17 protein-coding genes are annotated in these 19,776 nt (G+C 42.4%); 3 read left to right on the top strand and 14 right to left on the bottom strand.

Annotated elements, in window-relative coordinates:
- Positions 1 to 4: 4 nt before the first annotated feature.
- Positions 5 to 298 (bottom strand): DUF6809 family protein, encoded by a 294-nt coding sequence (locus HQN87_RS12300; protein WP_216857266.1) that lies wholly within the window; start codon positions 296 to 298, stop codon positions 5 to 7.
- A 112-nt stretch (positions 299 to 410) separates the two neighbouring features.
- Here HQN87_RS12300 and HQN87_RS12295 point away from each other — a divergent pair, with 112 nt between their 5' ends.
- Complete coding sequence (locus HQN87_RS12295; protein WP_173133009.1) at positions 411 to 635, top strand: helix-turn-helix domain-containing protein; 225 nt, start codon at positions 411 to 413, stop codon at positions 633 to 635.
- Between the two features lie 370 nt (positions 636 to 1,005).
- Here HQN87_RS12295 and HQN87_RS12290 read toward each other — a convergent pair whose 3' ends face one another.
- Both HQN87_RS12290 and HQN87_RS12285 read right to left on the bottom strand, forming a co-directional pair.
- Positions 1,006 to 1,392, bottom strand: a complete 387-nt coding sequence (locus HQN87_RS12290; RefSeq protein ID WP_211720085.1) for a hypothetical protein — start codon at positions 1,390 to 1,392, stop codon at positions 1,006 to 1,008.
- 27 nt (positions 1,393 to 1,419) lie between these two features.
- Entirely contained in the window at positions 1,420 to 2,814 is a 1,395-nt protein-coding gene (locus HQN87_RS12285; protein WP_173133007.1) for an ADP-ribosylglycohydrolase family protein, read from the bottom strand.
- Positions 2,815 to 2,938: 124 nt separating this feature from the next.
- On the opposite strand from HQN87_RS12285, the gene HQN87_RS12280 reads away from it, so the two are divergent.
- Positions 2,939 to 3,838: a S1 family peptidase gene (locus HQN87_RS12280; RefSeq protein ID WP_173133005.1), complete on the top strand. Its 900-nt coding sequence runs from the start codon at positions 2,939 to 2,941 to the stop codon at positions 3,836 to 3,838.
- 73 nt (positions 3,839 to 3,911) lie between these two features.
- Here the strand turns inward: HQN87_RS12280 and HQN87_RS12275 are convergent, their stop codons facing one another.
- Both HQN87_RS12275 and HQN87_RS12270 read right to left on the bottom strand, forming a co-directional pair.
- Positions 3,912 to 4,577: a hypothetical protein gene (locus HQN87_RS12275; protein ID WP_216857265.1), complete on the bottom strand. Its 666-nt coding sequence runs from the start codon at positions 4,575 to 4,577 to the stop codon at positions 3,912 to 3,914.
- A gap of 166 nt (positions 4,578 to 4,743) precedes the next feature.
- Positions 4,744 to 5,961, bottom strand: a complete 1,218-nt coding sequence (locus HQN87_RS12270; RefSeq protein ID WP_173133001.1) for a glycoside hydrolase family 5 protein — start codon at positions 5,959 to 5,961, stop codon at positions 4,744 to 4,746.
- Between the two features lie 290 nt (positions 5,962 to 6,251).
- Between HQN87_RS12270 and HQN87_RS12265 the strand changes: the two genes are divergently transcribed.
- Complete coding sequence (locus HQN87_RS12265) at positions 6,252 to 6,584, top strand: ArsR/SmtB family transcription factor (RefSeq protein ID WP_173132999.1); 333 nt, start codon at positions 6,252 to 6,254, stop codon at positions 6,582 to 6,584.
- Here the strand turns inward: HQN87_RS12265 and HQN87_RS12260 are convergent.
- The 9 genes from HQN87_RS12260 to HQN87_RS12220 all read right to left on the bottom strand — a co-directional run bounded on the left by HQN87_RS12260 (position 6,571) and on the right by HQN87_RS12220 (position 19,679).
- The gene (locus HQN87_RS12260; RefSeq protein WP_173132997.1) at positions 6,571 to 7,050 is read right to left on the bottom strand and encodes a hypothetical protein; all 480 of its coding nucleotides are present in this window, start codon (positions 7,048 to 7,050) and stop codon (positions 6,571 to 6,573) included. The genes HQN87_RS12265 and HQN87_RS12260 overlap by 14 nt on opposite strands.
- 32 nt (positions 7,051 to 7,082) lie before the next feature.
- Positions 7,083 to 7,628 carry a CPBP family intramembrane glutamic endopeptidase gene (locus tag HQN87_RS12255; protein WP_254075470.1) on the bottom strand — a complete coding sequence of 182 codons (546 nt, stop codon included), beginning with the start codon at positions 7,626 to 7,628 and terminating at the stop codon, positions 7,083 to 7,085.
- Positions 7,629 to 7,865: 237 nt separating this feature from the next.
- Positions 7,866 to 9,542, bottom strand: a complete 1,677-nt coding sequence (locus tag HQN87_RS12250) for an AMP-binding protein (protein WP_173132992.1) — start codon at positions 9,540 to 9,542, stop codon at positions 7,866 to 7,868.
- Entirely contained in the window at positions 9,539 to 10,318 is a 780-nt protein-coding gene (locus tag HQN87_RS12245; protein ID WP_216857264.1) for a thioesterase II family protein, read from the bottom strand. The genes HQN87_RS12250 and HQN87_RS12245 overlap by 4 nt, the downstream gene beginning before the upstream one ends.
- The gene (locus HQN87_RS12240; protein WP_173132988.1) at positions 10,296 to 11,585 is read right to left on the bottom strand and encodes a condensation domain-containing protein; all 1,290 of its coding nucleotides are present in this window, start codon (positions 11,583 to 11,585) and stop codon (positions 10,296 to 10,298) included. Before HQN87_RS12240 ends, HQN87_RS12245 begins: the two co-directional genes overlap by 23 nt.
- Complete coding sequence (locus tag HQN87_RS12235; RefSeq protein WP_173132986.1) at positions 11,576 to 13,747, bottom strand: beta-ketoacyl synthase N-terminal-like domain-containing protein; 2,172 nt, start codon at positions 13,745 to 13,747, stop codon at positions 11,576 to 11,578. Before HQN87_RS12235 ends, HQN87_RS12240 begins: the two co-directional genes overlap by 10 nt.
- On the bottom strand, positions 13,744 to 14,709 hold the full coding sequence (locus tag HQN87_RS12230) for an ACP S-malonyltransferase (RefSeq protein ID WP_173132984.1): 966 nt from the start codon (positions 14,707 to 14,709) through the stop codon (positions 13,744 to 13,746). The genes HQN87_RS12235 and HQN87_RS12230 overlap by 4 nt, the downstream gene beginning before the upstream one ends.
- A gap of 15 nt (positions 14,710 to 14,724) precedes the next feature.
- Positions 14,725 to 18,633, bottom strand: coding sequence for a non-ribosomal peptide synthetase (locus tag HQN87_RS12225; protein ID WP_173132982.1), 3,909 nt, complete (start codon positions 18,631 to 18,633; stop codon positions 14,725 to 14,727).
- A gap of 26 nt (positions 18,634 to 18,659) precedes the next feature.
- Positions 18,660 to 19,679, bottom strand: a complete 1,020-nt coding sequence (locus tag HQN87_RS12220) for a SagB/ThcOx family dehydrogenase (protein WP_173132980.1) — start codon at positions 19,677 to 19,679, stop codon at positions 18,660 to 18,662.
- Between the last annotated feature and the right edge of the window lie 97 nt (positions 19,680 to 19,776).

The following is a 19,776-nucleotide window of genomic DNA, read 5'->3' as shown; positions in this document are numbered from 1 at the left end:
CTAATTACATACCTTCGCTGATGGAGTCTTTCTCCCCGCTAAACACATCAATCATCATTAATGCTCCTATTTTGTAGCCTTGGATAAAGGATAATGCTGAATGCAAAGAGTTGGAGTCACTCTGTAAATCAAATAGCTTTTCGACTTGGTCAAAATCTTTTGCGGATAGTCTTTCTTTAAGCATCTGCAATGAATCAATGATTTTTTGATCAATCTTCTGTAATTCAGGATTGCTTGGCTTAGTAAGTTCATTCGGACGCAGTTTCCCATAATAAAAATCCTCCAAAATGATGATCATCAGGCCTCCTTTTGTGGACTATCCTACGGTCATGAATAAATTTTATGCGAAAATCGCATAAATAACAATATGCAATTTTCGCATAAAGTAAACTTGGCTTGGGTGATGAGCATTGTATACAAGAATCCGCAACTTACGCGAAGACAAGGATTTAACACAGCAACAAATGGCTGAACTTTTACACATTACACAAGCTACTTATTCCCGCTACGAGAATGGGAATCTGGATGTTCCGAGTGCTGTCTTGATTACGCTGGCTAAATTCCATAACGTAAGCATCGACTATATTTTAGGACAGACCGATAATGCTAAGCGCTATCCTGTTAGAAAAGAATAGTCCCCAGCACAAAAACAAGCTCAGTGACAAATTACATGAGCTTGTTTTTAGATTAGTGCGATCATTTCAATCTAAAGCGAGATAAATGAAAAATATCAGAGAGCGTTTGATTCGAAAACAAAATAGTCAAAGAATACTGACTGTCGCAATATCCTTTCCTGCCCAAAGATTAAAGCTGTAACCTGTTTCAAGCAGGTGCCACGGTGCTGCGTCAACTATAAAAGCTACATCTGCATATGTATGCCATGTACCATTGATATGTCTTGTGATCCTAACTAATACTGTCCATGTATCCCCATGAAATGTATTATCCTTAATCTCACCATAGTCGACAACAAGATCCCGTAACCATTCGTTTGCTGGAAATTTGCTAGGGTCTTTTTTCCAGGATATTAGAGCTTTGATCGACCTTATATTGTCCACGGTAATCACCTTTTCTACTGGAGTAATTCTTAAATATAGTTTCAAAATCACCTATTCGTATCAAATGTTCGACCACTTCCTCAATGCGTTTACGGCTGCATTCATCCACCAGTACCATATCACTACCCCAAAAATACTTACCCTGCAAATACTCACCCGTTTGTTGATTTTTTGCAACCAGCTTCTGGATGTTCTTGTATGTAAAAAATGAAGCACCCCATCTTGAGCCATCTTCAAAGGTAATTATTGCATCAGTGTTATCATCATATATGCTCCATTCTCCTTCAGCCCATTGTTCGGCTTCAATCCAAATAGAATACTTCATTCCATGCATCCAATCCCCTCCCAATGTTTATATCGTTCAGTTATCGGTGTTCTCATCCACATAGAGCTCGCTGGGTTGAATTCGATGCTCGCCGGTGTGCAGCAGCTCTGGCAAACGTCCCATGCGCTCAGCCAAACGGGATAGCTGTTGCTCATGGAAATTAGATAACCCCGTATGAATCCGGTCCTGGAAAGGCTTAAGCCACCTTGCCTCCAAGCTGTCCGGCCCGAAATAAACTCCGAGCAGAGAGCCGGCTGTTGCTCCAAAGCTGTCCGTATCGTTGCCTTGCATCACCTGCTTGCATATCCCGTCGCCAACATGCTCTGCAAATCGAAGTGTATTAATGAGGGTTCCTATCTCCTGATAAACCCGACAGTGGCCATAGTTCGCATACTTATGGTTAATCCTCTGATAAGCTTCCAGCCAGTTATCTGCATTCGCGACCATCTGCAGGCAATCCTCAGTCATCTCATAGAATCGGCTCCTTCCAGGTACGAATTGCAGTGCAGTACTGATTATTGCAATCGGATCGCGCAGCACGTGTGCGGCAGCAATCGCAGCGGCAATGAACATCGTGGCGTAGATACCGGTCCGGCGGTGTGTGAAGCTTGCATCCCGCCAAGCCAGCTCAGCGGCAAGAGCAGGTTGACCCGGGCAGGCATAGCCATAAGCATCTGCACGAATCGCCGCCCCGCATAGTTCTGTATCCTGCACCAGGAAGTCGGGCCAAGCCTCTATTTCAGCATGATTGAATCGTTCCCTGTCATGCTCCAGATAGCTAATCCCCGATCGGACCAAGATGGCCCTCTCCGGACCCCAGGTTGTACTTAGCGGAAGATGATTTAACCACAAATCTCTTAAATTTCTTTTGGTAAAACTATCACCGAATTGTTCTAACGCCATCATTCCCATTAATGTGTAATTGATATCATCATCAGGTGCCACATAACGAATTCGCCCGCGTGTCGTCTCGTACCAGGACCAATGACGACGATCCAGAGCATGGAGAGCTTCTTCAGAAATGTAATCATTCAGCGGCCATTCCCCCACAGAAGTTAACGCTTGACGTAATTCCGATAAGCTGGGATTGACCTCAACCGGTTTGCCCAGCATAGAACCACAGACAGAAGCGAGGAAGCCTGCCTCTACACGCTTGGAGCTATCCGTCAGATTCAAGACTCCGATCTGGCCCAGAGGCCGATCCGGATCGCATTCCCGCCATATCTCCTCCAAATCGTCCGGCTCATAGTAAGACCAATTGTCTCTCATTGGAAGATCAGCTAAGCTACGGCCGAATTCCACATAGGCATCATAGCTTGCGGGAAGCTGCTCCAATCGGGCTAAATAACCGGAGGTTTGGTGCCCCTGTACAAATTTATTGCGTAGAATTCCCTCTAATTGATGTTTCAGAAATGCAAGTGACGGCAGCATATTGTATCTCCTTTGTCCTGATATTAATCTACATTTATTGTAGTGTTGGCCCTTATATTTCCGCATACTGACCGTCACAACATCTCTCACTCTTCAATAGTATAAAACTAAAGGAGGAGTGTATATGACTCGACGGATGAGCAGAATCCTCTCCACTCTACTGGCTGTTAGTGTTCTGACGTTTGGCCTCTATACCGCCGCAGCTTCTGCCAGCAGCAAAGTGTCCATTAAGTCCATGACTGTCACCAAATCCGGCATTGAGGTTCGGCCTTACACCAGTAACCCGGCATTATCCAAAGAAAAGCAAGACAAAGCCTATCGTGATTATAAAAATCTTACACGTGTCGTTATGATAGAAAAGTATGTACTATCTGCTGAAGGAACCAAGAAAAAGATAGGTATTGGTGCAGGATTTATGTTGCCTGGCGGATACATCGTCACTAATAATCATGTGGCCCCGGCAAACTATAATGGAAAGAAATTACGGTTCCAAATCACCTTTTATGCCCAAAAATCGGACGGGTATCTGCTTGGCACACTCGTGGCTACAGATGTTAAAGAAGATCTCTCCCTGCTGAAGATGGACGCTAACAAGATCCCCAAGCCCTATCAAGACAGCTATTTCAAGGATTTCAATCTTCAGCCCGCAGCCCATGAACAGGTGACGGTCATCGGCCACCCTAATAAGCCAACAGGTAATCAAGCAACTACCAAGAGGTACACCTGGACACCACTGTATGGAACGTTCACTGCCGACAATGTGGCAATTCTGCGGAAATCGAAAAATGGATCAATCCCCGATATTTACACGAATTCAATGGAGTTCAAGGTTCAGACCTGGCCTGGGAATAGCGGCAGCCCCGTCATAGATTCCAGCGATCAAATAGTTGGGGTGATCTCTTCCACTGTACTCGGTGAACCCCGATCCTTCGCCACTAGCTCGAAGCTTATATTACTTTTTATAGAAAACAACAAATTGTCTGAAGCGATTTTTGGACACGCCGCTGAAGGGGGCTCTTCCTGAATAAGTTCAAAAAAAGCTCTTGTGACCATCACCATCACAGGAGCTTTTCTCAGATCATTATAATATACCATTGCTACAGATTTCCTTGAATGGCAATCGTATCGACACATGATAGCGCGGATCGTGTCCACTGACTGACGTACTGAATCATTTCGGCGCTGGATGGATTGCTGTCGGCCAGTTCTGTCCAGTGTTGGAGTATCGCGTTCCACTCCGGCTGGCCGATGAGATTCAGTCCGGTAGGATCGAAATCCTCGAACCCTTTCAATGGCAGCGGATAGACTCTTCGGATACCTTCGTAGAACAGACCGAAATGATACATCCATAACCCCACACTCAGCTGGTCACGCCATCGTCCCTGCTCGTCCTCTGCATAGGGATAGAAGCCGTAACCGATTTTCCCGTCGCTGCGCTGATGAACCTGTTGCACAAGAATGAACCCGTCTTTCGGAGTGATCCGGAAGGGTGCCGGAGGATGCGACAGATGCTGATGGATCGACGCAACGATGCGCTCGAACTGCCGCTGCCTGCTGTCCTCTGCTAGCCCGTTAAGAAGGCTGACCTTGAGTGCAAAGGTCCCGTTACGCTCCTCGCTCCATTCCAACAGAAACAGTTCTTTGGCCGATCGGGCCGGTTTGCCTTCCTGTAGCCAGGTGAAATATACTTCTTCTTCCCGGGCAGCGATGATGGATAAACCGGTCTCGGCCCGAAAAATATGCGCTGTTCCAAAGTAATCCATTAAAAAAGACCGTATCCGTCTGCGTTGCTCGTACAATGTCAAATAACCTGCGCAACTGATCTCCGTAGTATATTGCAAGACCAAGACTCCTTTGCTATCGCTCTGATTCGTTCCTGTTCGTAGTATAGCACCCGGCGGGACGAGGAGTCGATGGAGCATCTACAGGTTATTGCATCCCTTGCATAATGGCATTGATAATGCCTTGCTGGGTTACGGTGTTGTTCGTACGGTTGAACAGAGCGAAGCCATGCTGGCCATTATAGCCATTATCCCAATAGACCGGTACGGCTTTGTATTTCTTGGACGCTGCTGTTACTGCTTTGGCATAGGCTGCACGGTACACGTTATTGCTGGAATCATAGGACGTTTTGTCGATGGAACCGAATTCTCCGATCACTACAGGGTAACCTTGGGTGACGAACTTATTGTACATGGACTGGAGCTGGGAATTCAGGTAATCCTCTTGTCCCCAGGTCGATTTTTTGGAAGGATTCGTGGCTGAAGCCCCCCACTGCGTAATCGCCCCTGATTCCTCGCCCGCAAAATCCCACGGTGAATAGTAGTGTGCGGAGATCATGATTCTTTTCTCGGAAGCAGGAATGGTCGAGGATCTGTAGGTATCGGTAGGAAGTACGAAGCCGTAATTGCCCGCCGTGTAGTCGATATTCGTATTCCAGCCCGGAACCAGCAGCCATCTTGCGCTATTGTTGCCGCTGGTCTGTCTGACCGTATCCACGAAGATTTGATTGTACGCATTAAGGTTGGCGTAATAAGCCGCATTCGGATTCCCATAGGTGCCGTCAAAAATCTCATTCATCGACTCAAAGATCAGCCGCTCATCATAGCCAGCGAACTTGTTCGCAATCTGCTGCCATACCTGCTGATATTTCTGCTTGATCGCAGTCTGGTTGCCGCTATTCACCAGAAGCCAACTGCCCGGAATCGAGTTGAAGCCATCTCCATGAATATTAATGACGACATACAGGCCTTCATTGTAGGCATAGTCAACGACTGTTTTCACCCGGTCCAGCCATGCAGCATTCACTGTGTATCCGGGAGCGCTTCCAATGTAATTCAGATAGGATACCGGGATACGGATCGTTTTGAATCCTGCGGCTTTCACCTTTTTGATCAGTTCCGGAGTAATTGTGGGGTTGCCCCACGCTGTCTCATTCGGCGTACCATTGACCGTAGCTTCAAGCTGATTGCCGAGATTCCATCCGGCGCCCATCTCGCTAACGACCTGCGAAGCCTGCAAGGATCTGAAGTCCGAGGTAACCGGGGTTGCCGCAGATGCCCGCGCACTCCACCCGCCAAACACAACGGAAGCGAGTAATACCAGAGCTAGACTGTGAACTCCGCATTTTTTCATTTTGGCTAACATATCAAAACCTCCGTTTATATAGTAGTCATTGCGCAATACGAAAGCGGTTACAATAATAGTCTCTGCTGACCTCCCTCCGACAATTAATAGCCACTATAAAAAGGGGAATAACCATATTATGTTATTATTCTACCATATATATGGAATAATAAGTATATTTTTCGTAGAATAGCGGACTATTTAGGGATCGGTCTCGATTTTCTTTCCCAATGTGGCTGCTAAGCCGTAGCTATGCTATCCTTAAATCGTTGAACCATTTAAACCATTGGACGAAAGGAGCAGTGAATTTGATGAATTCCACTAATGAGGACCGTTTACTGAGTGAGTTTAAGAAGAACCAGCAGGTGTTATCTGCTATAGGCGATGAGACCCGTCAGGCGATCTTAGTCACTTTAATACGAGGATCGCAAATGTTAGGCATGAGAGTTGGAGACATTACAGAGCAAACCCATTTATCCCGCCCCGCAGTATCCCATCATCTAAGAATACTAAAAGAGGCTCAAATCATTGATGTCCGTAAAGAAGGAACGAAGAATTTCTATTATTTGAGTGTCAGCAGCAAGCTTAGGCAGCTTAAGGATCTAATACTAGAACTTGACGAGCTCCTTGCTAGGTGTCAATAGACTGGATTCTAACGATAAGGCAAGACACAAGTATTGCCAAAGAAATTCCGAAACCCAAGATGTAACCATTATAAAATAGAGTGTTTGTATATTGGTTAATCCAACCAAACCGAAAAACTACCGAATCCTTATCATTTGTGAAACCTTTTAAGTTTTGTTCTAATACATTCATTTTGTTCAGCTCACCAAATATCATGAACACTATAGTGACCATTGAAAGAGAGGGAATAACTATCATTGTGAATTTTCGGGGTAGCTTTCTTAGATAGTCAATAGATATGAAGACCAAGAGTATAAACAAAATTGCAAGCAAAGCCAGACTAATTATCAAAGCTATAATTCCAGGGTTTCCGTTACCCGATATCCCTCTTCCTATTCTGTACTTAAAAGTAGTAATATCCACGGCAAAAACACCAAGTACATTCAATACCAACAATATTAATGTTGACCCATACCTCCTGTTCACAATAACCCTCCCGCAAAACACAATTTTCAAATCTACCTTTTCAAGCGGATCACATTATATTTAAATAACAGCGTAATGCCAAAATTCATTAGAAAATGCACAAGGAACGGGACAAGCAGATTGTTCGTTTGGGAATAAATCCAGCCAAAGGTCAGGCTTGGAATGGTGATATTCAGTAACATCAGCGGCTTCTTATAGTATTGGACATGCATCCCCACGAATAACACCGTTGTAATTACAATCGCGAGCCATGAATGAGATACATACACGTTAAGTATATTCTGAATAATCCCCCTGAACAGTATCTCCTCAAATAAGGCCCCGGCAAAAGTGAAGGCAAAAATGACGGTCACCGAGTGCTTCTGATAGCTTTTGTTGGTATCGTCAATGTAGCTTGCAGGAGTACTGAGCGCTACAATAACACCGAACAGTACAAGGCCGATCGAGGAGATCGCAATGCTCCAGGCCATGGTTATCGGATGTTCAAAGGACAACAGGTCCTGAATACTCAAGACATCGTAAACCACAAGCGCAAAGATGATGGCTGCACTAATCAATGCGAATGAGGAGAATACCATAACGGCATCTTTGGGGTTGAAATCTTTCTTTGCTTGTTGTGGTTTATTATTTATAGGGGTCATGAATTCCCTTCTTTCCAGATAATTCTTTGATGTCAAACCTTCAACTGCTAAGATAACATAACAGACATAATTCCAACAAGCACGAGCGTACTTCGCACAAGTGTTATCTTCCTAGATACACCTCAGCAAAAAGAAGCTCTTGTGATTTCCACAGAGCTTCTGCATTTAAGGTTATTATAATGTTGGCTGAGCGATCAAATATTCTTCATACAGCTTAAGCATCTCATGTCTTTGTATTTTCCCATTAGCTGTTTTTTCAATTTTCGAAACCGGAAGGACTCGTTTTATCTCCAGGCCTAAATTCCGGTTGACGATAGACTTCACCTCCTTGCTTATAGCTTCGAATTCGGTTCCCTTACCAGAATCATTCCATTCAATCATGGTAATGATTTCTTCTGTTCCCTCATTGGTGTTAGAATGGCTTAGACATACAACCGAACCCTTCTCCACCCTTTGAAGGGACTCAATCACCCGCTCCACATCATTTAGAAAATAGTTTTTTCCATTGATAATAATCATATCTTTCATTCTTCCAGTAACGTATAGTTCTCCCTTATATAAAAAACCACAGTCCTTCGTATTAAACCATCCGTTTTCACTTTTAAGTGAAAACATCCCGCGTTCACTATAATATCTATCAGCAACACTATTGCCGCAAATCTGTATGTAACCAATTGTTCCTTCCGGAAGCTCGCGCCCCTCTTCATCGCTTATTAATACTTCACTGCAAGCATAGAACTTCCCTTGACTAATCAAGAATATATTATTCTTCGATTCGGATTCCGATAGTCGTATGGATTGACCCAATTGATACTGTTCTCTGTCAATACATAATTCCCTCAACTCTTCATCGATTTCCGACATGGTTACTACGGAGGCCTCCGTTAGTCCATACCCCGCACATATACTCTTCTTTTTTAAACCGTACTTTACGAATTTTGAGATGAATTGATTAATGATTACAGTCGAAATAGGCTCTGCACCCGTTATAAGCATTCTTAAGGAACCTAAGTTAAGCTGCTTCATGGCTGCTTCGTCTGTATCTGCATTGTCAACACACAGCTTATATCCGAAATTTGGAGAAAAGCTGATTGTAATCTGATATTTACTGATTAATTCCAGCCAGAGTAACGGCCGCTGAACAAAGCTTGTCGAAGGCATCAGATATTGATTCACTTGTGAGAAAATTGCCAGGAAATGAAAGATGAGACCCAGAACATGGTGTAATGGCGTCCAGCTCAGCTCACGGTCGTCTCTCCTAAACTTCAATGATTCTGTAACAGCTATTATATTCTCAATTAAATTGCAATTATTAAAAGCAATGCCTTTCGGTTGTCCGGTCGTTCCTGAAGAGAACAAAATTAAGGTCTCATCAAACTTCCCATTCACTTCCACACTTCCGGCACTCTCTTCCTCTAAAAAAGACAGGTCATCCAAGATTATTATATTTCTCCACAGTAAATCAAAGGAAATGTCGTTCCGTTTGCTGAATTTACGCAAGAATGAATCATGTTTATGGCTAATGACAAGGAAGGGATGATCTAAGGAAATACTTATACTTTGCAGCAATTCCAAATGCTTCTCATTATAGCCACATGCACACGGGACAGGAACAATTCCACCCAACAGGCAAGCCCATATAACGATGATAACAGTTTCAGTATCTTCAATCTGAAATAACAAATGCGAACCCTTACCCATATTCTGACCCTGCAAGAAATTCAGCATCCTGAGCGCTTTGCTGTACGTCTCGCTATAGGAAACATATGTTTCTTTACTATTTGTTATAAAAGTAATTCCCTTATCTTCTACTGTAGAGACATTCGTGAGTAATGTAGAGAGGTTCATCATTGGACGATCCTCATTTCCATTGCAATACTACTGTTTAGAACCTCTGTAATATAACTAACAACCCTATCACTATCTTCTTTAATAAAAAAATGTCCGCCATCAAAATCTTGGAAAACAATCTGGTCAGAGAAATACTCCTGCCATCCCAATTTATTCCTCAGAGTGACTGAAGCATCTAACCTCCCATTCATAACGGATATTTTCGTGTTATCGAAATAGTATTCTTTCGTATGATTATATTTATCAATCAGTCTGTAATCATTCTGAATGATTGAAGTATATTGAGCTAGAAACTCAGGGTAGTTGGATAATTCTTTCGGAATCCCTCCCATATTCTTGATCTTATTAATGAATATTTCATGGGGCAACTCACTCATATTGTCTAAAGCCGTATATTTCGGAGCACCTTGCCCGGAAAGGAATACATGAACGGGCCATGGTATTTGTCTGCGGCAATGTATTTGATGTAATACTTCAAGAATTAGGATTGCCCCCATGCTGTGGCCCAAAATTGCATATGGACAGTCCTCCGAAACATCCCCATGTATAATAGCATAGATGTCTCTTGAGGCTTCCTCGATCGAGTGGTATATTGGCTCATCCGCCCTACTGCCTTTGCCGGATAGTTCTATCGGACACACTTCTATGTTTGAACACTCTTTCATCTTCAATTTCCACTCATTGAAATAACAGGCCAGTCCTCCTGCATGAGGTATACAAAATAATTTTAGTCTATTCAAAGTGATTCCCCCTTTAGAAATCAAAATATATTTCATCCGTATCGAGCGCTGCTGCTCCTTCGGTCTCTCCGAAACTTAGAAAAACATTGACCGGTTGTTTCTGTTTGGCTGTATCGTGAAGAACATCTATAACCTCATGTATCCGCTGAACCGCTTCTACAACCTCCTCTTGGGAATAGCAGCTATTCTTGTAAATCAATCTTAATTGCAGCGAATTCTTGACAGGTGTTGCTTCAAAAGATAAATCATAGTTGGACTGGTGATGAAAATACACCTGGTAATCTTCTAAAGGATAGGTTACTGAATCGCTGGCAGCCGTCATATTTTGATATATAAAAAGGGAACGAATATAACTTTCCTGGTAACCATTCTGCTGATTTAGAAATTGAATCAATTCATCAAATGGATAGTCCTGGTTCTTGAAGGCTTCCAGCGAATTCTGCTTGACCTGCCCGAGTATTTCTGCAAACGAGTGGTTTGGATGTATTTGATTTCTAAGAGCGAGCGTATTAATAAAAGGACCTACTACCCCTTCTGAAGGCGAGCGTTCTCTGCCGCTAACCGGAACGCCTACTGTCACATCCTGATTATGATTTATTTTGGATAGTACTATCATAAATACAGTTAGCAATACATTAAATATGCTGGCCTTATATGCTACTGAGATCTCTTTTAGAATGAAGTATTCTTCTTCTGTAATCCGGTCATTGTACAGCGTTGCCTTGACATTATTTCCTCCGGCATTCCCGTTTTTCCGATGGAGCTTCGGTAGAGGCTGCTCGAATTGCTTCATCCAATACATTTTTTGATCCTGTACCACTTGATTCTCTTTGAACTCCTGTTGCCATTTAACATAATCAATATAGTCCTTATCCAGAGCGGTTAGGGTTCCTTTCTGATATAGACACTGAATTTCTTTCATTAAGATTACATTGGATGTTCCATCCGTCACAATATGATGCAAATCAAAAATCACAGTAGATGTTCCGTCCCCTGCTTGAACAATAATCACTTTGTACAACGGAGGTATTGACAGATTATAAGGATGAATTAGCTCGCTGATGATAGTCCCCAAGGTTCGTCCATCCTGTTGTACCGTGAGTATATCGACGTTCAGGTTATTCAGCTTTTGATAAACCTCACCGTTCATCAAGAAGAAGGAGGCGTGTAAGATGGCATGACGTTTTATCGTACGCTTAATCGCACTACGAAGCTTTTGTAGATCCGGTTCTGAGCTTAGCTTCCAAATCATTGTAATATTATTCACAAGAGAATCCGCATTTTTAAGCTGCTCTATAAACATTCTTTTTTGGTCGATGAAACAGGGTAGTTTACATGATCGGCCTTCCGCAGCTGGGTATGCTTAGATTTCAATAATTCGGCAAACCGTCCAAAGCTGCTGTGGCTTAAGACCTCATTGACGTCCAAACTCAGCTCATATTCCGATCTTGCTAGACTCGCGACCTGAATAGCCAGAATTGAATCCCCTCCCAGCTCGAAATAATCATGGTGGATGGAGATCTCTTTACAATCCAAAGTCTTTCCCCATAGATATGCTGCCTCCCGTTCATACTCTGTATACTCAGCCTCTTTCTTCCCCATCAGATGGATAATGAAGCTTTCCTTGTTGTCTTCGGACGGTTTCCGGGCAGACTCACATGCCTTTCCATTGAACTCATGAACATAAGGCACTTTCAACCAGCAACGATTCTTCTCAAAGCTATACGTAGGGAGACTTACCTTATTGCAATCCAGAAACAACTGTGAGGATACCGAACCTTCCCTTACATATAACGAGCAAGCATTATTTTCATTGCTGAGGCCCTGATCCTTTAGAATATTCTCACTATAATAAAATCCATTATTCATGGGGTAGCCTTCTGCGTTATCCAGCAACGCATGCAGCTTCGTGATCAAATCTTCCCTACTACTTGTATAAAAGGATATCCGATAATCAAAAGCATCTTTAAGGGAGACTGAATAACAAATATCACCTAGTCTATGCTCAGGTTCTTCCAACATGAAGGTATAATACTTCAGAATCATCTCTTGCAAAGACTTCATAGTCTTGGCTGAGAGGAACACAGGATGCTCCTGAAGGTTGCTGCGGCCCGCGCGGGTCTGTTCATAGTTTTCCAAGACGATGTGGCAATTGGTTCCGCTGAAGCCAAAAGAACTGATCCCGCAAAGAATACTTTTGATATTGTTATCAATTTCTCTTTTGGAATCTACCACATATAATGGAGAATTCTCAAAATCAATTTGTGGGTTCGGATTCAGATAATTGATCATTGCCGGAATTTCTCTATATTTGTATATCGCCAGGACTTTAGCTAATGACACCAGGCCTGAAGTATCATAGGCATGACCGAGGTTTGTCTTTATTGAGCCAATGCCGCAAAAATGTCTGCGATCCGTATAATCCTGAAACGCCTGATTAATCGCATCAATCTCTATAGGATCACCAAGCTTGGTGCCCGTACCATGTGCCTCGATATAGGTGAGGTTCGGTGGATAGATCCCAGCATTCTTCCAAGCTTTTTGCAGGACCTCCTTTTGAGAAGCACCGTTAGGCGCAGTCAAGCCAATTGAATTGCCATCCTGATTCACTGCATAACCTTTTATAACCCCATAGATATGCTTTTTGTTGGCAATAGCTTCACTAAGCGGTGCCAAGACCATGGATATCACTGCTTCACATACACCTGTACCATCAGATTGAGCATCGAAGGTTCTGGTTCTGCCATCAGAGGACTCCATCCCTAACCGAATCCCGCTATCTACCGGAAACGGATAGACCCTCACTCCGCCTACTACTGCCAGATCACACTGCCCCTCTTTTATAGATTGGCAAGCCTGCACGATAGCAACCATAGAGGATGAACATGCAGTGTCCAGGACCATACTCGGCCCTTTTAAATCCAATATATACGAGAGTCTGCTTGGCAGAAGCGCCGGCAGGTTACCTGTTACAGCATTGAGAACGGTGGAAGGAGAAACTTTCTCATACATCTCACTATACTTATACTCACCCAGGTTGCTGTTTCCCACGAATACTCCAGTATTGCTGCCTTTGATCTCCTTGCTGTTATAACCGGCATCCTCAACAGCGTTCCATGCGCTCTGCAAAAAAAGACGCTGTTTAGGGTCCATAGCACAGGCTTCAGCATATGAAATTTTGAAGAAGCTGTAATCAAAGCTGTCAATTTCGTTCAAATACCCGTATTTATGTATTTTAGGGTCCGTATCATTTAAAAACCTTTGATATCTTACAATATCGTTTCTTCTATTCTCGGGAATTTCATCTATCACTTCAATTTCGTTCATTAATAATTGCCATAGCTCATGTAAGCTCTCAGCCTGAGGGAGCTTGACAGACAGTCCAATGATTGCGATCTCGTTGGATTGTATTGATTTTTCCTCTATATTTAGAGGTTCAAGCTCATCTAATTCTAAAATATTCATACGCTTACCTCCTCACTTTGAGCAGCTTGGTCCGCTCCCCGTATTGATAAATCCAATATCCTCCTTCTATCCTCCGGGTTATCATAGGCCCAGACCTGCATACTCCCCTTTTCACTATGCAGCATTTTTTTCAATATTTCTTTAGGGCCCAGCTCAAAAATGTGAGTAACACCGTGTTGCTGAAAATACTGAATGGTCGCTCCCCAACGGACAGGTTGTGTGATCTGCTCTGCCAGAATTGCCCCAGTTCGGTAAGGAAGATACGGTCTTGCATATACATTTGATATTACTTCTGTATGCATCTCTTTATATGGATATTGCACTAGCTCTTTATAGAGCATATGGGCAGCATTACTCATCAAAGAGTTGTGAAACGCTCCGCTTACCTTAAGTTTTGTTGCGACAATATTTTCTGACTTTAGTAGTTGAATGAAATCATTGATTTCAGAGCTTTCTCCCGAGATCGTTGCTTGATGTTCCGAGTTATAACAGGCAATCGTAACCGTATTGTTTGTTTGATGAATCCAATTCTCCAATTGAATAACAGGGAAATGATTCACACTCCACATCTCCCCGGGAATTCTCCTGCTGCAAACATCCATAAAGTGAGCCCGTTGGGTAATGATCGCCAGAGCATCCTCGAAGGGGATGGCCCCGCTGCAACATAAGGCAGCATATTCACCCAGACTATGTCCAGCCATGTAAGCAGGACATAAGCCTGTTTCATGTCTAAAAGCTTTATAGAAGGAAATATTCGTTATAAACACTGCTACTTGTGTATATAGAGTATTATTTAAATCATATTCTCCTTCCTCCATGCAAATATCTTTAATTGGGATACCCAGAATATCTTCAGCATTCTCAAACAGCTCTTTAACAAATCCATACTGATGATAGAGCTCCTTGCCCATTCCTATATATTGGGAAGATTGCCCCGGGAAAATTACTGAACACTTATCCATTTATTTCTCTCCCCTTTATTTAGTGCTCGACAATAAGATCTTATACATTTGTCCGGCAAATTTCTTCCCAACATCCTCATTCCATGTTCTGCTCAATTGAACGCTGCATGTCAGCTCCTTGCCTTCTTTCACACTATATCCAAGCGCCATCCCGAAGTTCTCTATATCCTTAGGATTGATAGAACGATCATCCAGGTTATAGACAACGGGTAGGATGGCATCTCTGGAACAAGGTTGTACTCGGTCTGCCGAATAGCTTATACCCCCAGTAGTTTGAAGTTGGCCGCCAACATTGTTCAGCAATGACGGATAGTCTTTGATTCTGTCAAAATCAATAGTCACTTCTGCATAGCCTTTGCTTGCTGCGTCATGATAATAAACACAGGGTACAGAAGGTGTAAATTCGTTATAGATAAAATATATAAAAGCTGAAACGATAAGACATTCAAGTGATAAGTCCGAAGTGGAAATAAATTTATTCAAGCCTGTATACAGATCTCCAGTAACGGAAAACTCATACATTTTATTCACATGAACCGCATTCGTCAGATAGCTGGCAGGGATGGGAACTGCCTTCATTTTTGGAGAAGCTTGTCCCTTCACGTTTATGAAACAGGCCAGTTTATGAATTGTCGTATATTTGAAAATATCAACGACCTTCAAATGGTTCGGGTATATATTCTCCAGCCTGTTGAACAGCTCCATAACTAATACAGAATTCCCTCCAATATCAAAAAAGTTATCATCGACACTGATAGGGTCAATTCCCAGCAGTTCCTTCCAGACTTCAGCTAATGTATTTTCGGTATCATTGGAGGGAGCTTTATACCTCTCATCATTCACTGAATGTTGGGTATATGCTTTAGCCAGGTCTAAAAGCTTCTTCCGGTCTCGTTTACCATTTCCGGTAATAGGGATTTCATCTATTTGTATAATTTTGTTAGGGACCATATAGTCAGGCAATCTGCCTTCAAGAGCATCTACAATTGATGTAACCGCCAGCTTGGAGTTGCTGATGAAATATCCGTATAATGTTTCCATCCCCCTGCTATCCTGCGCGCAAATGACGACTGCGCTCGTAATGCCCGGTATGGCCAACAATCCTTTCTCAATCTCCTCCAGTTCAACCCGATACCCCCTGATTTTGATCTGAAAATCATTTCTCCCTTGAAATTCTATATAGCCTGCAGCGGTCATAGTTCCCAAATCACCTGTTTTATACAATCTTCCATATTTCTCGTGATGAATGAAGGCTTCTTTCGTCTTCGCCGGATTAAACATATATTCCTTGGCAAGACCTGTTCCTCCGATGTACAGATCACCCTTTACGCCAATCGGGCATAGCTCTTCGTTATAATTGAGCACATAGTAGGATTGGTTGCTTAAAGGGTAACCATAAGGAATACTGTTCCACTTGCTATCCACCTCTTCAACGGGATAATAAATGGACCATATGGCTGCCTCGGTTGCTCCACCCAGACTAATTACACTACAGTCATAGAATATCGACCTGATTCGTTCCGGTAAATTAAGCGGTATCCAATCCCCACTTAAGAGTACAAGCCTCAAATCGGGTAAACAATCAAAATCCATGATGTCATTGAGTATGCCCTCCGAATACTTCACGAGCATCTCCATGATCATTGGCACCGAATTCCAGATGGTAATATGCTTATCCAGAATCACTTCCCGGATTGTCTTTGCGTCTCTCTGATCATCAATCAGCACTAATGAAGCGCCTGCAGATAATGTGCCGAAGATATCATATACTGATAAATCAAACGATAAATTGGATAGACCAATTACAACATCATTCTCGTTCACCTGAAACCTTCTATTGATATCCAGGATTGTATTCACAACCGCCTGATGCGAAATAACAACCCCCTTGGGTCTGCCGGTGCTCCCGGATGTATAAATAACATATGCAGTATCATCAGCACTAACCCCAGTATCCCAGTTCTCAGAATGCATATGTTGAATCGAATCCCTGATCATCTCACTTGTTATAAGAAGCTTGTATTGTGATTCTTCAAGAATCCAGGCCCTTCGTTGTTCAGGGATATCCGGAGAAAGGGGGATGTATGCCGCGCCTGCCTTAAGAACTCCGAGGATTCCGATGATAACTTCAATCGTTCGTTCCCCTTGTACCGCCACATAATCCCCAGCCTGAATGCCTTCACTTCTCAAATACTGTGCAAATTTCCCTGCCTGGGCCTCTAATTCCCTGTATGTTAGTTTCTCATTCCCTTTCTCTACAGCTACGCGATCAGGCCGAAGGGCTACCTGTTGAGTAAATAAAGAAATTAAAGTCTCATTCCCGAATCCTTGCGATGTGTTATTATACCTTTCAATTGCTGACTCCAAATTGTAATCTTGAATCATTTGATTGGAAACAGCAGAATATATCAAGGAGGTATAGTCCTCGAACATCGAACAAATCAGTTTCTTGTCAAATAATTCTGCCGCATAATCCCAATTCAGCATTATTCCTTCGTCCACCTCAAGAACTTGGTGATCAAGCGTAACCTGAGGAGTCTGAGAGGTGTAATATTCAATTTCCCCCAACATCCCCAAGCTGCTTATGTCCTTATCGAATAACATGCTGGTAAAAACTACCGGAGCAAAAATATCATTTCGGTTAATGATGTTTTTTCTGGTAAGCTCCCCAACAATATCTAAGCCGTCAAATTTGCTATGTTTCAAAGCCTGCAGACATTGAGCTTGAAATTCGGCTGCTTTGTCCCAGAAAGAATATTGTTTACGATTTTGGAAGGATACCAGCAGGAGAGAAGTAAAGTCACCAATAATGGTATCAACATTCTCTTTAGCAATATCTCTACTGAAAAACGTAGTATTGATAGTAAGTTTATCCTGGTTACTCCATTTAGAGAGTGTTATGGCATAACAGGTCATTAGAAATATAGTAGGTCTAATTCGATGAGCACTGCATGCTTTTAAGATATCCTTCCACTGACTCGCAGTAAGAACTTTATGTATGTTGTTAAACGTAGGAACTTCGACATTCTGAATTTTCGTCAGATAGGGTAATTGCGGTGCCGGGGGGAAGCAGTCTAGCTTATCAAGCCAATAGCTTCGATCCATCTCTTTCTCTATGGAATAATCTCTGTTTGCAATTTCTGTGTAAGTGACGGGAAGCTCGGGTAATTGTCGTCCTGAATACAGCTGCATTATTTCTTCAAACATAATTTGAATACTTAATCCATCAGCGATCAGAGCATCAATATCAAACAAAATATACGTTTCTTCACAATTTATCTTCAGCGCCTCAAAAGCAAACAGGGGCCACTCAGAAGGATTAAAGTTCCTGTGCTCCCGGCCGGCTCTCTTTTGGAGAATGAAGTGCTGCTGTTCTTCATTCTCCAGGTCAGATATATCAAGAACATGTATTTCATACTTCAAATTGGAAGAAGGAAGGATCTCTGCCGTTCCATTATCCCAAAAAATACAGCGCAGCATTTCCTGCCGTTCAATTTCTTGTTGAATTGCCAAGCTTAGCTGGTTCATATCAAGTCTGGAAGTAAACTCTATATAAACATGTGTTGAAATCCCTCCTAGATCAAACTCTTTATTTCTGCCCGTAAGATAAGCCAATTGGACATTGGTTAAACGGGGGAAACGGGAGGCATCGTGAATCCCCATTTCCTTGCGAATCACCAATGATTCATGCAGAGAATCTGCATTTGCCAAGAAAATTGCAATATCCTCAACACTCTCACATTCTATGAAATCGGTAATGTCCATTTTTTTATTATACCGTCTCTCAATTTCTCCTACTATTTGCAATATTTTCAGAGAGGAAATATTTAATTCAAACAAACTGGTTTCCTTGGAGAGAGATATTTCCTCCGTGATATGCTTTTGTATAATCTCACATAACTTATGAATAACTTCATCTTTCATTGGTAGGGGTCATTCCTTTCATCTGCTTATGGAATCATCAATTTCATGCCAAGCTCAATAGACTGCATATAGACCTCATTCGTGTTCAATTCAAAATAAGATTCGATCTTGCCAAATTCCATATCGCCGATGACGCAGCTTCCCAGTCCCAGATATTCTGCATAATAGCTTATCAAACCCAATAAAATACCGGTCTCCAAGATACCATAAAAGTAACCTTGTCCTTTATACTTTTGCATATTCACTTCGCCATCATATGTAAAATAAATCGTAAATGCAGATTCCTTAGCTATTTCTTTATTCGTAAAATATTGCGCATCAGTATTGATATCTGCATCTAATTGATGAGGAATGAGTGCATGGTTTGCCGGATTTAATTTGTATAAACCTCCAGAAACCCCCTTTACTCTCCCTTCCTTAACAAATACATACATGTTGAGCGGATAAAGTCCGCCTGCACTTGGGTAATAATACGTTATACTCTCTCCATGTTGTTTCTGACACAGACTGATCAACAGATCGTTGAATACTTGCATATCCACCTTTTTTGTTACATCGAATCTTCTTGTACTCGTACGCCTATGGAGTACTTCAGGAAGGTCGTTAGTATTCACCAGTACGATTGAGGACGATCTCTGCCTTGAATCGAACCTGTGTTTCTTCGCTTCTACATACCGATCCACATTGTCCTTAACGAGAAAAAAGTGCTCTGGATAGTCATCGCCAATAAACTGATATTGGGATTGAAAGAGCTCCAGCGGTGAAGCTATAGCTGAAACCAGAAAACCATTTGCCATCAGATCCTGGACAAAGAGCTTGATGATACGCGCTGCCCTACTCTCATACTGTGAAAAATACCCTTCCAGCTCTCTTTCAGATTTCCCCTTAAGAAAATCATAATAAAGCTGCGAAAAAACACCCACTGGATGTCCTTTGTACTTTCTGGCTTCGATATTCAGAACACCATCCTCTATAGTCCATGTTAAGCTATTTTTCCAATAATAGATTTTCTCCCTCTCTTCGCTCATTAAATTCTCATCCTCCATAAACATGCTTGAATGTGTGAATTTTTTCCTTAACCACTTAACTGAGTATAAGCTCACTTTATTGTGTTGTCAATAAAAGTGAGCTTATACTTACTTA

This window comes from Paenibacillus tritici (assembly GCF_013204885.1).
Classification (GTDB): domain Bacteria; phylum Bacillota; class Bacilli; order Paenibacillales; family Paenibacillaceae; genus Paenibacillus_AQ; species Paenibacillus_AQ tritici.
This window is presented reverse-complemented; position numbering and strand designations above follow the sequence as displayed.

What these genes read in the sequence shown, in the direction of transcription:
- HQN87_RS12300 (WP_216857266.1), bottom strand. Translation starts at nt 298, where the DNA reads ATGATCATCATTTTGGAGGATTTTTATTATGGGAAACTGCGTCCGAAT.
- HQN87_RS12290 (WP_211720085.1), bottom strand. Translation starts at nt 1,392, where the DNA reads ATGCATGGAATGAAGTATTCTATTTGGATTGAAGCCGAACAATGGGCT.
- HQN87_RS12285 (WP_173133007.1), bottom strand. Translation starts at nt 2,814, where the DNA reads ATGCTGCCGTCACTTGCATTTCTGAAACATCAATTAGAGGGAATTCTA.
- HQN87_RS12280 (WP_173133005.1), top strand. Translation starts at nt 2,939, where the DNA reads ATGACTCGACGGATGAGCAGAATCCTCTCCACTCTACTGGCTGTTAGT.
- HQN87_RS12275 (WP_216857265.1), bottom strand. Translation starts at nt 4,577, where the DNA reads ATGGATTACTTTGGAACAGCGCATATTTTTCGGGCCGAGACCGGTTTA.
- HQN87_RS12270 (WP_173133001.1), bottom strand. Translation starts at nt 5,961, where the DNA reads ATGTTAGCCAAAATGAAAAAATGCGGAGTTCACAGTCTAGCTCTGGTA.
- HQN87_RS12265 (WP_173132999.1), top strand. Translation starts at nt 6,252, where the DNA reads ATGAATTCCACTAATGAGGACCGTTTACTGAGTGAGTTTAAGAAGAAC.
- HQN87_RS12255 (WP_254075470.1), bottom strand. Translation starts at nt 7,628, where the DNA reads ATGGTATTCTCCTCATTCGCATTGATTAGTGCAGCCATCATCTTTGCG.
- HQN87_RS12250 (WP_173132992.1), bottom strand. Translation starts at nt 9,542, where the DNA reads ATGATGAACCTCTCTACATTACTCACGAATGTCTCTACAGTAGAAGAT.
- HQN87_RS12245 (WP_216857264.1), bottom strand. Translation starts at nt 10,318, where the DNA reads ATGAAATATATTTTGATTTCTAAAGGGGGAATCACTTTGAATAGACTA.
- HQN87_RS12240 (WP_173132988.1), bottom strand. Translation starts at nt 11,585, where the DNA reads ATGTTTATAGAGCAGCTTAAAAATGCGGATTCTCTTGTGAATAATATT.
- HQN87_RS12235 (WP_173132986.1), bottom strand. Translation starts at nt 13,747, where the DNA reads ATGAATATTTTAGAATTAGATGAGCTTGAACCTCTAAATATAGAGGAA.
- HQN87_RS12230 (WP_173132984.1), bottom strand. Translation starts at nt 14,709, where the DNA reads ATGGATAAGTGTTCAGTAATTTTCCCGGGGCAATCTTCCCAATATATA.
- HQN87_RS12225 (WP_173132982.1), bottom strand. Translation starts at nt 18,633, where the DNA reads ATGAAAGATGAAGTTATTCATAAGTTATGTGAGATTATACAAAAGCAT.
- HQN87_RS12220 (WP_173132980.1), bottom strand. Translation starts at nt 19,679, where the DNA reads ATGGAGGATGAGAATTTAATGAGCGAAGAGAGGGAGAAAATCTATTAT.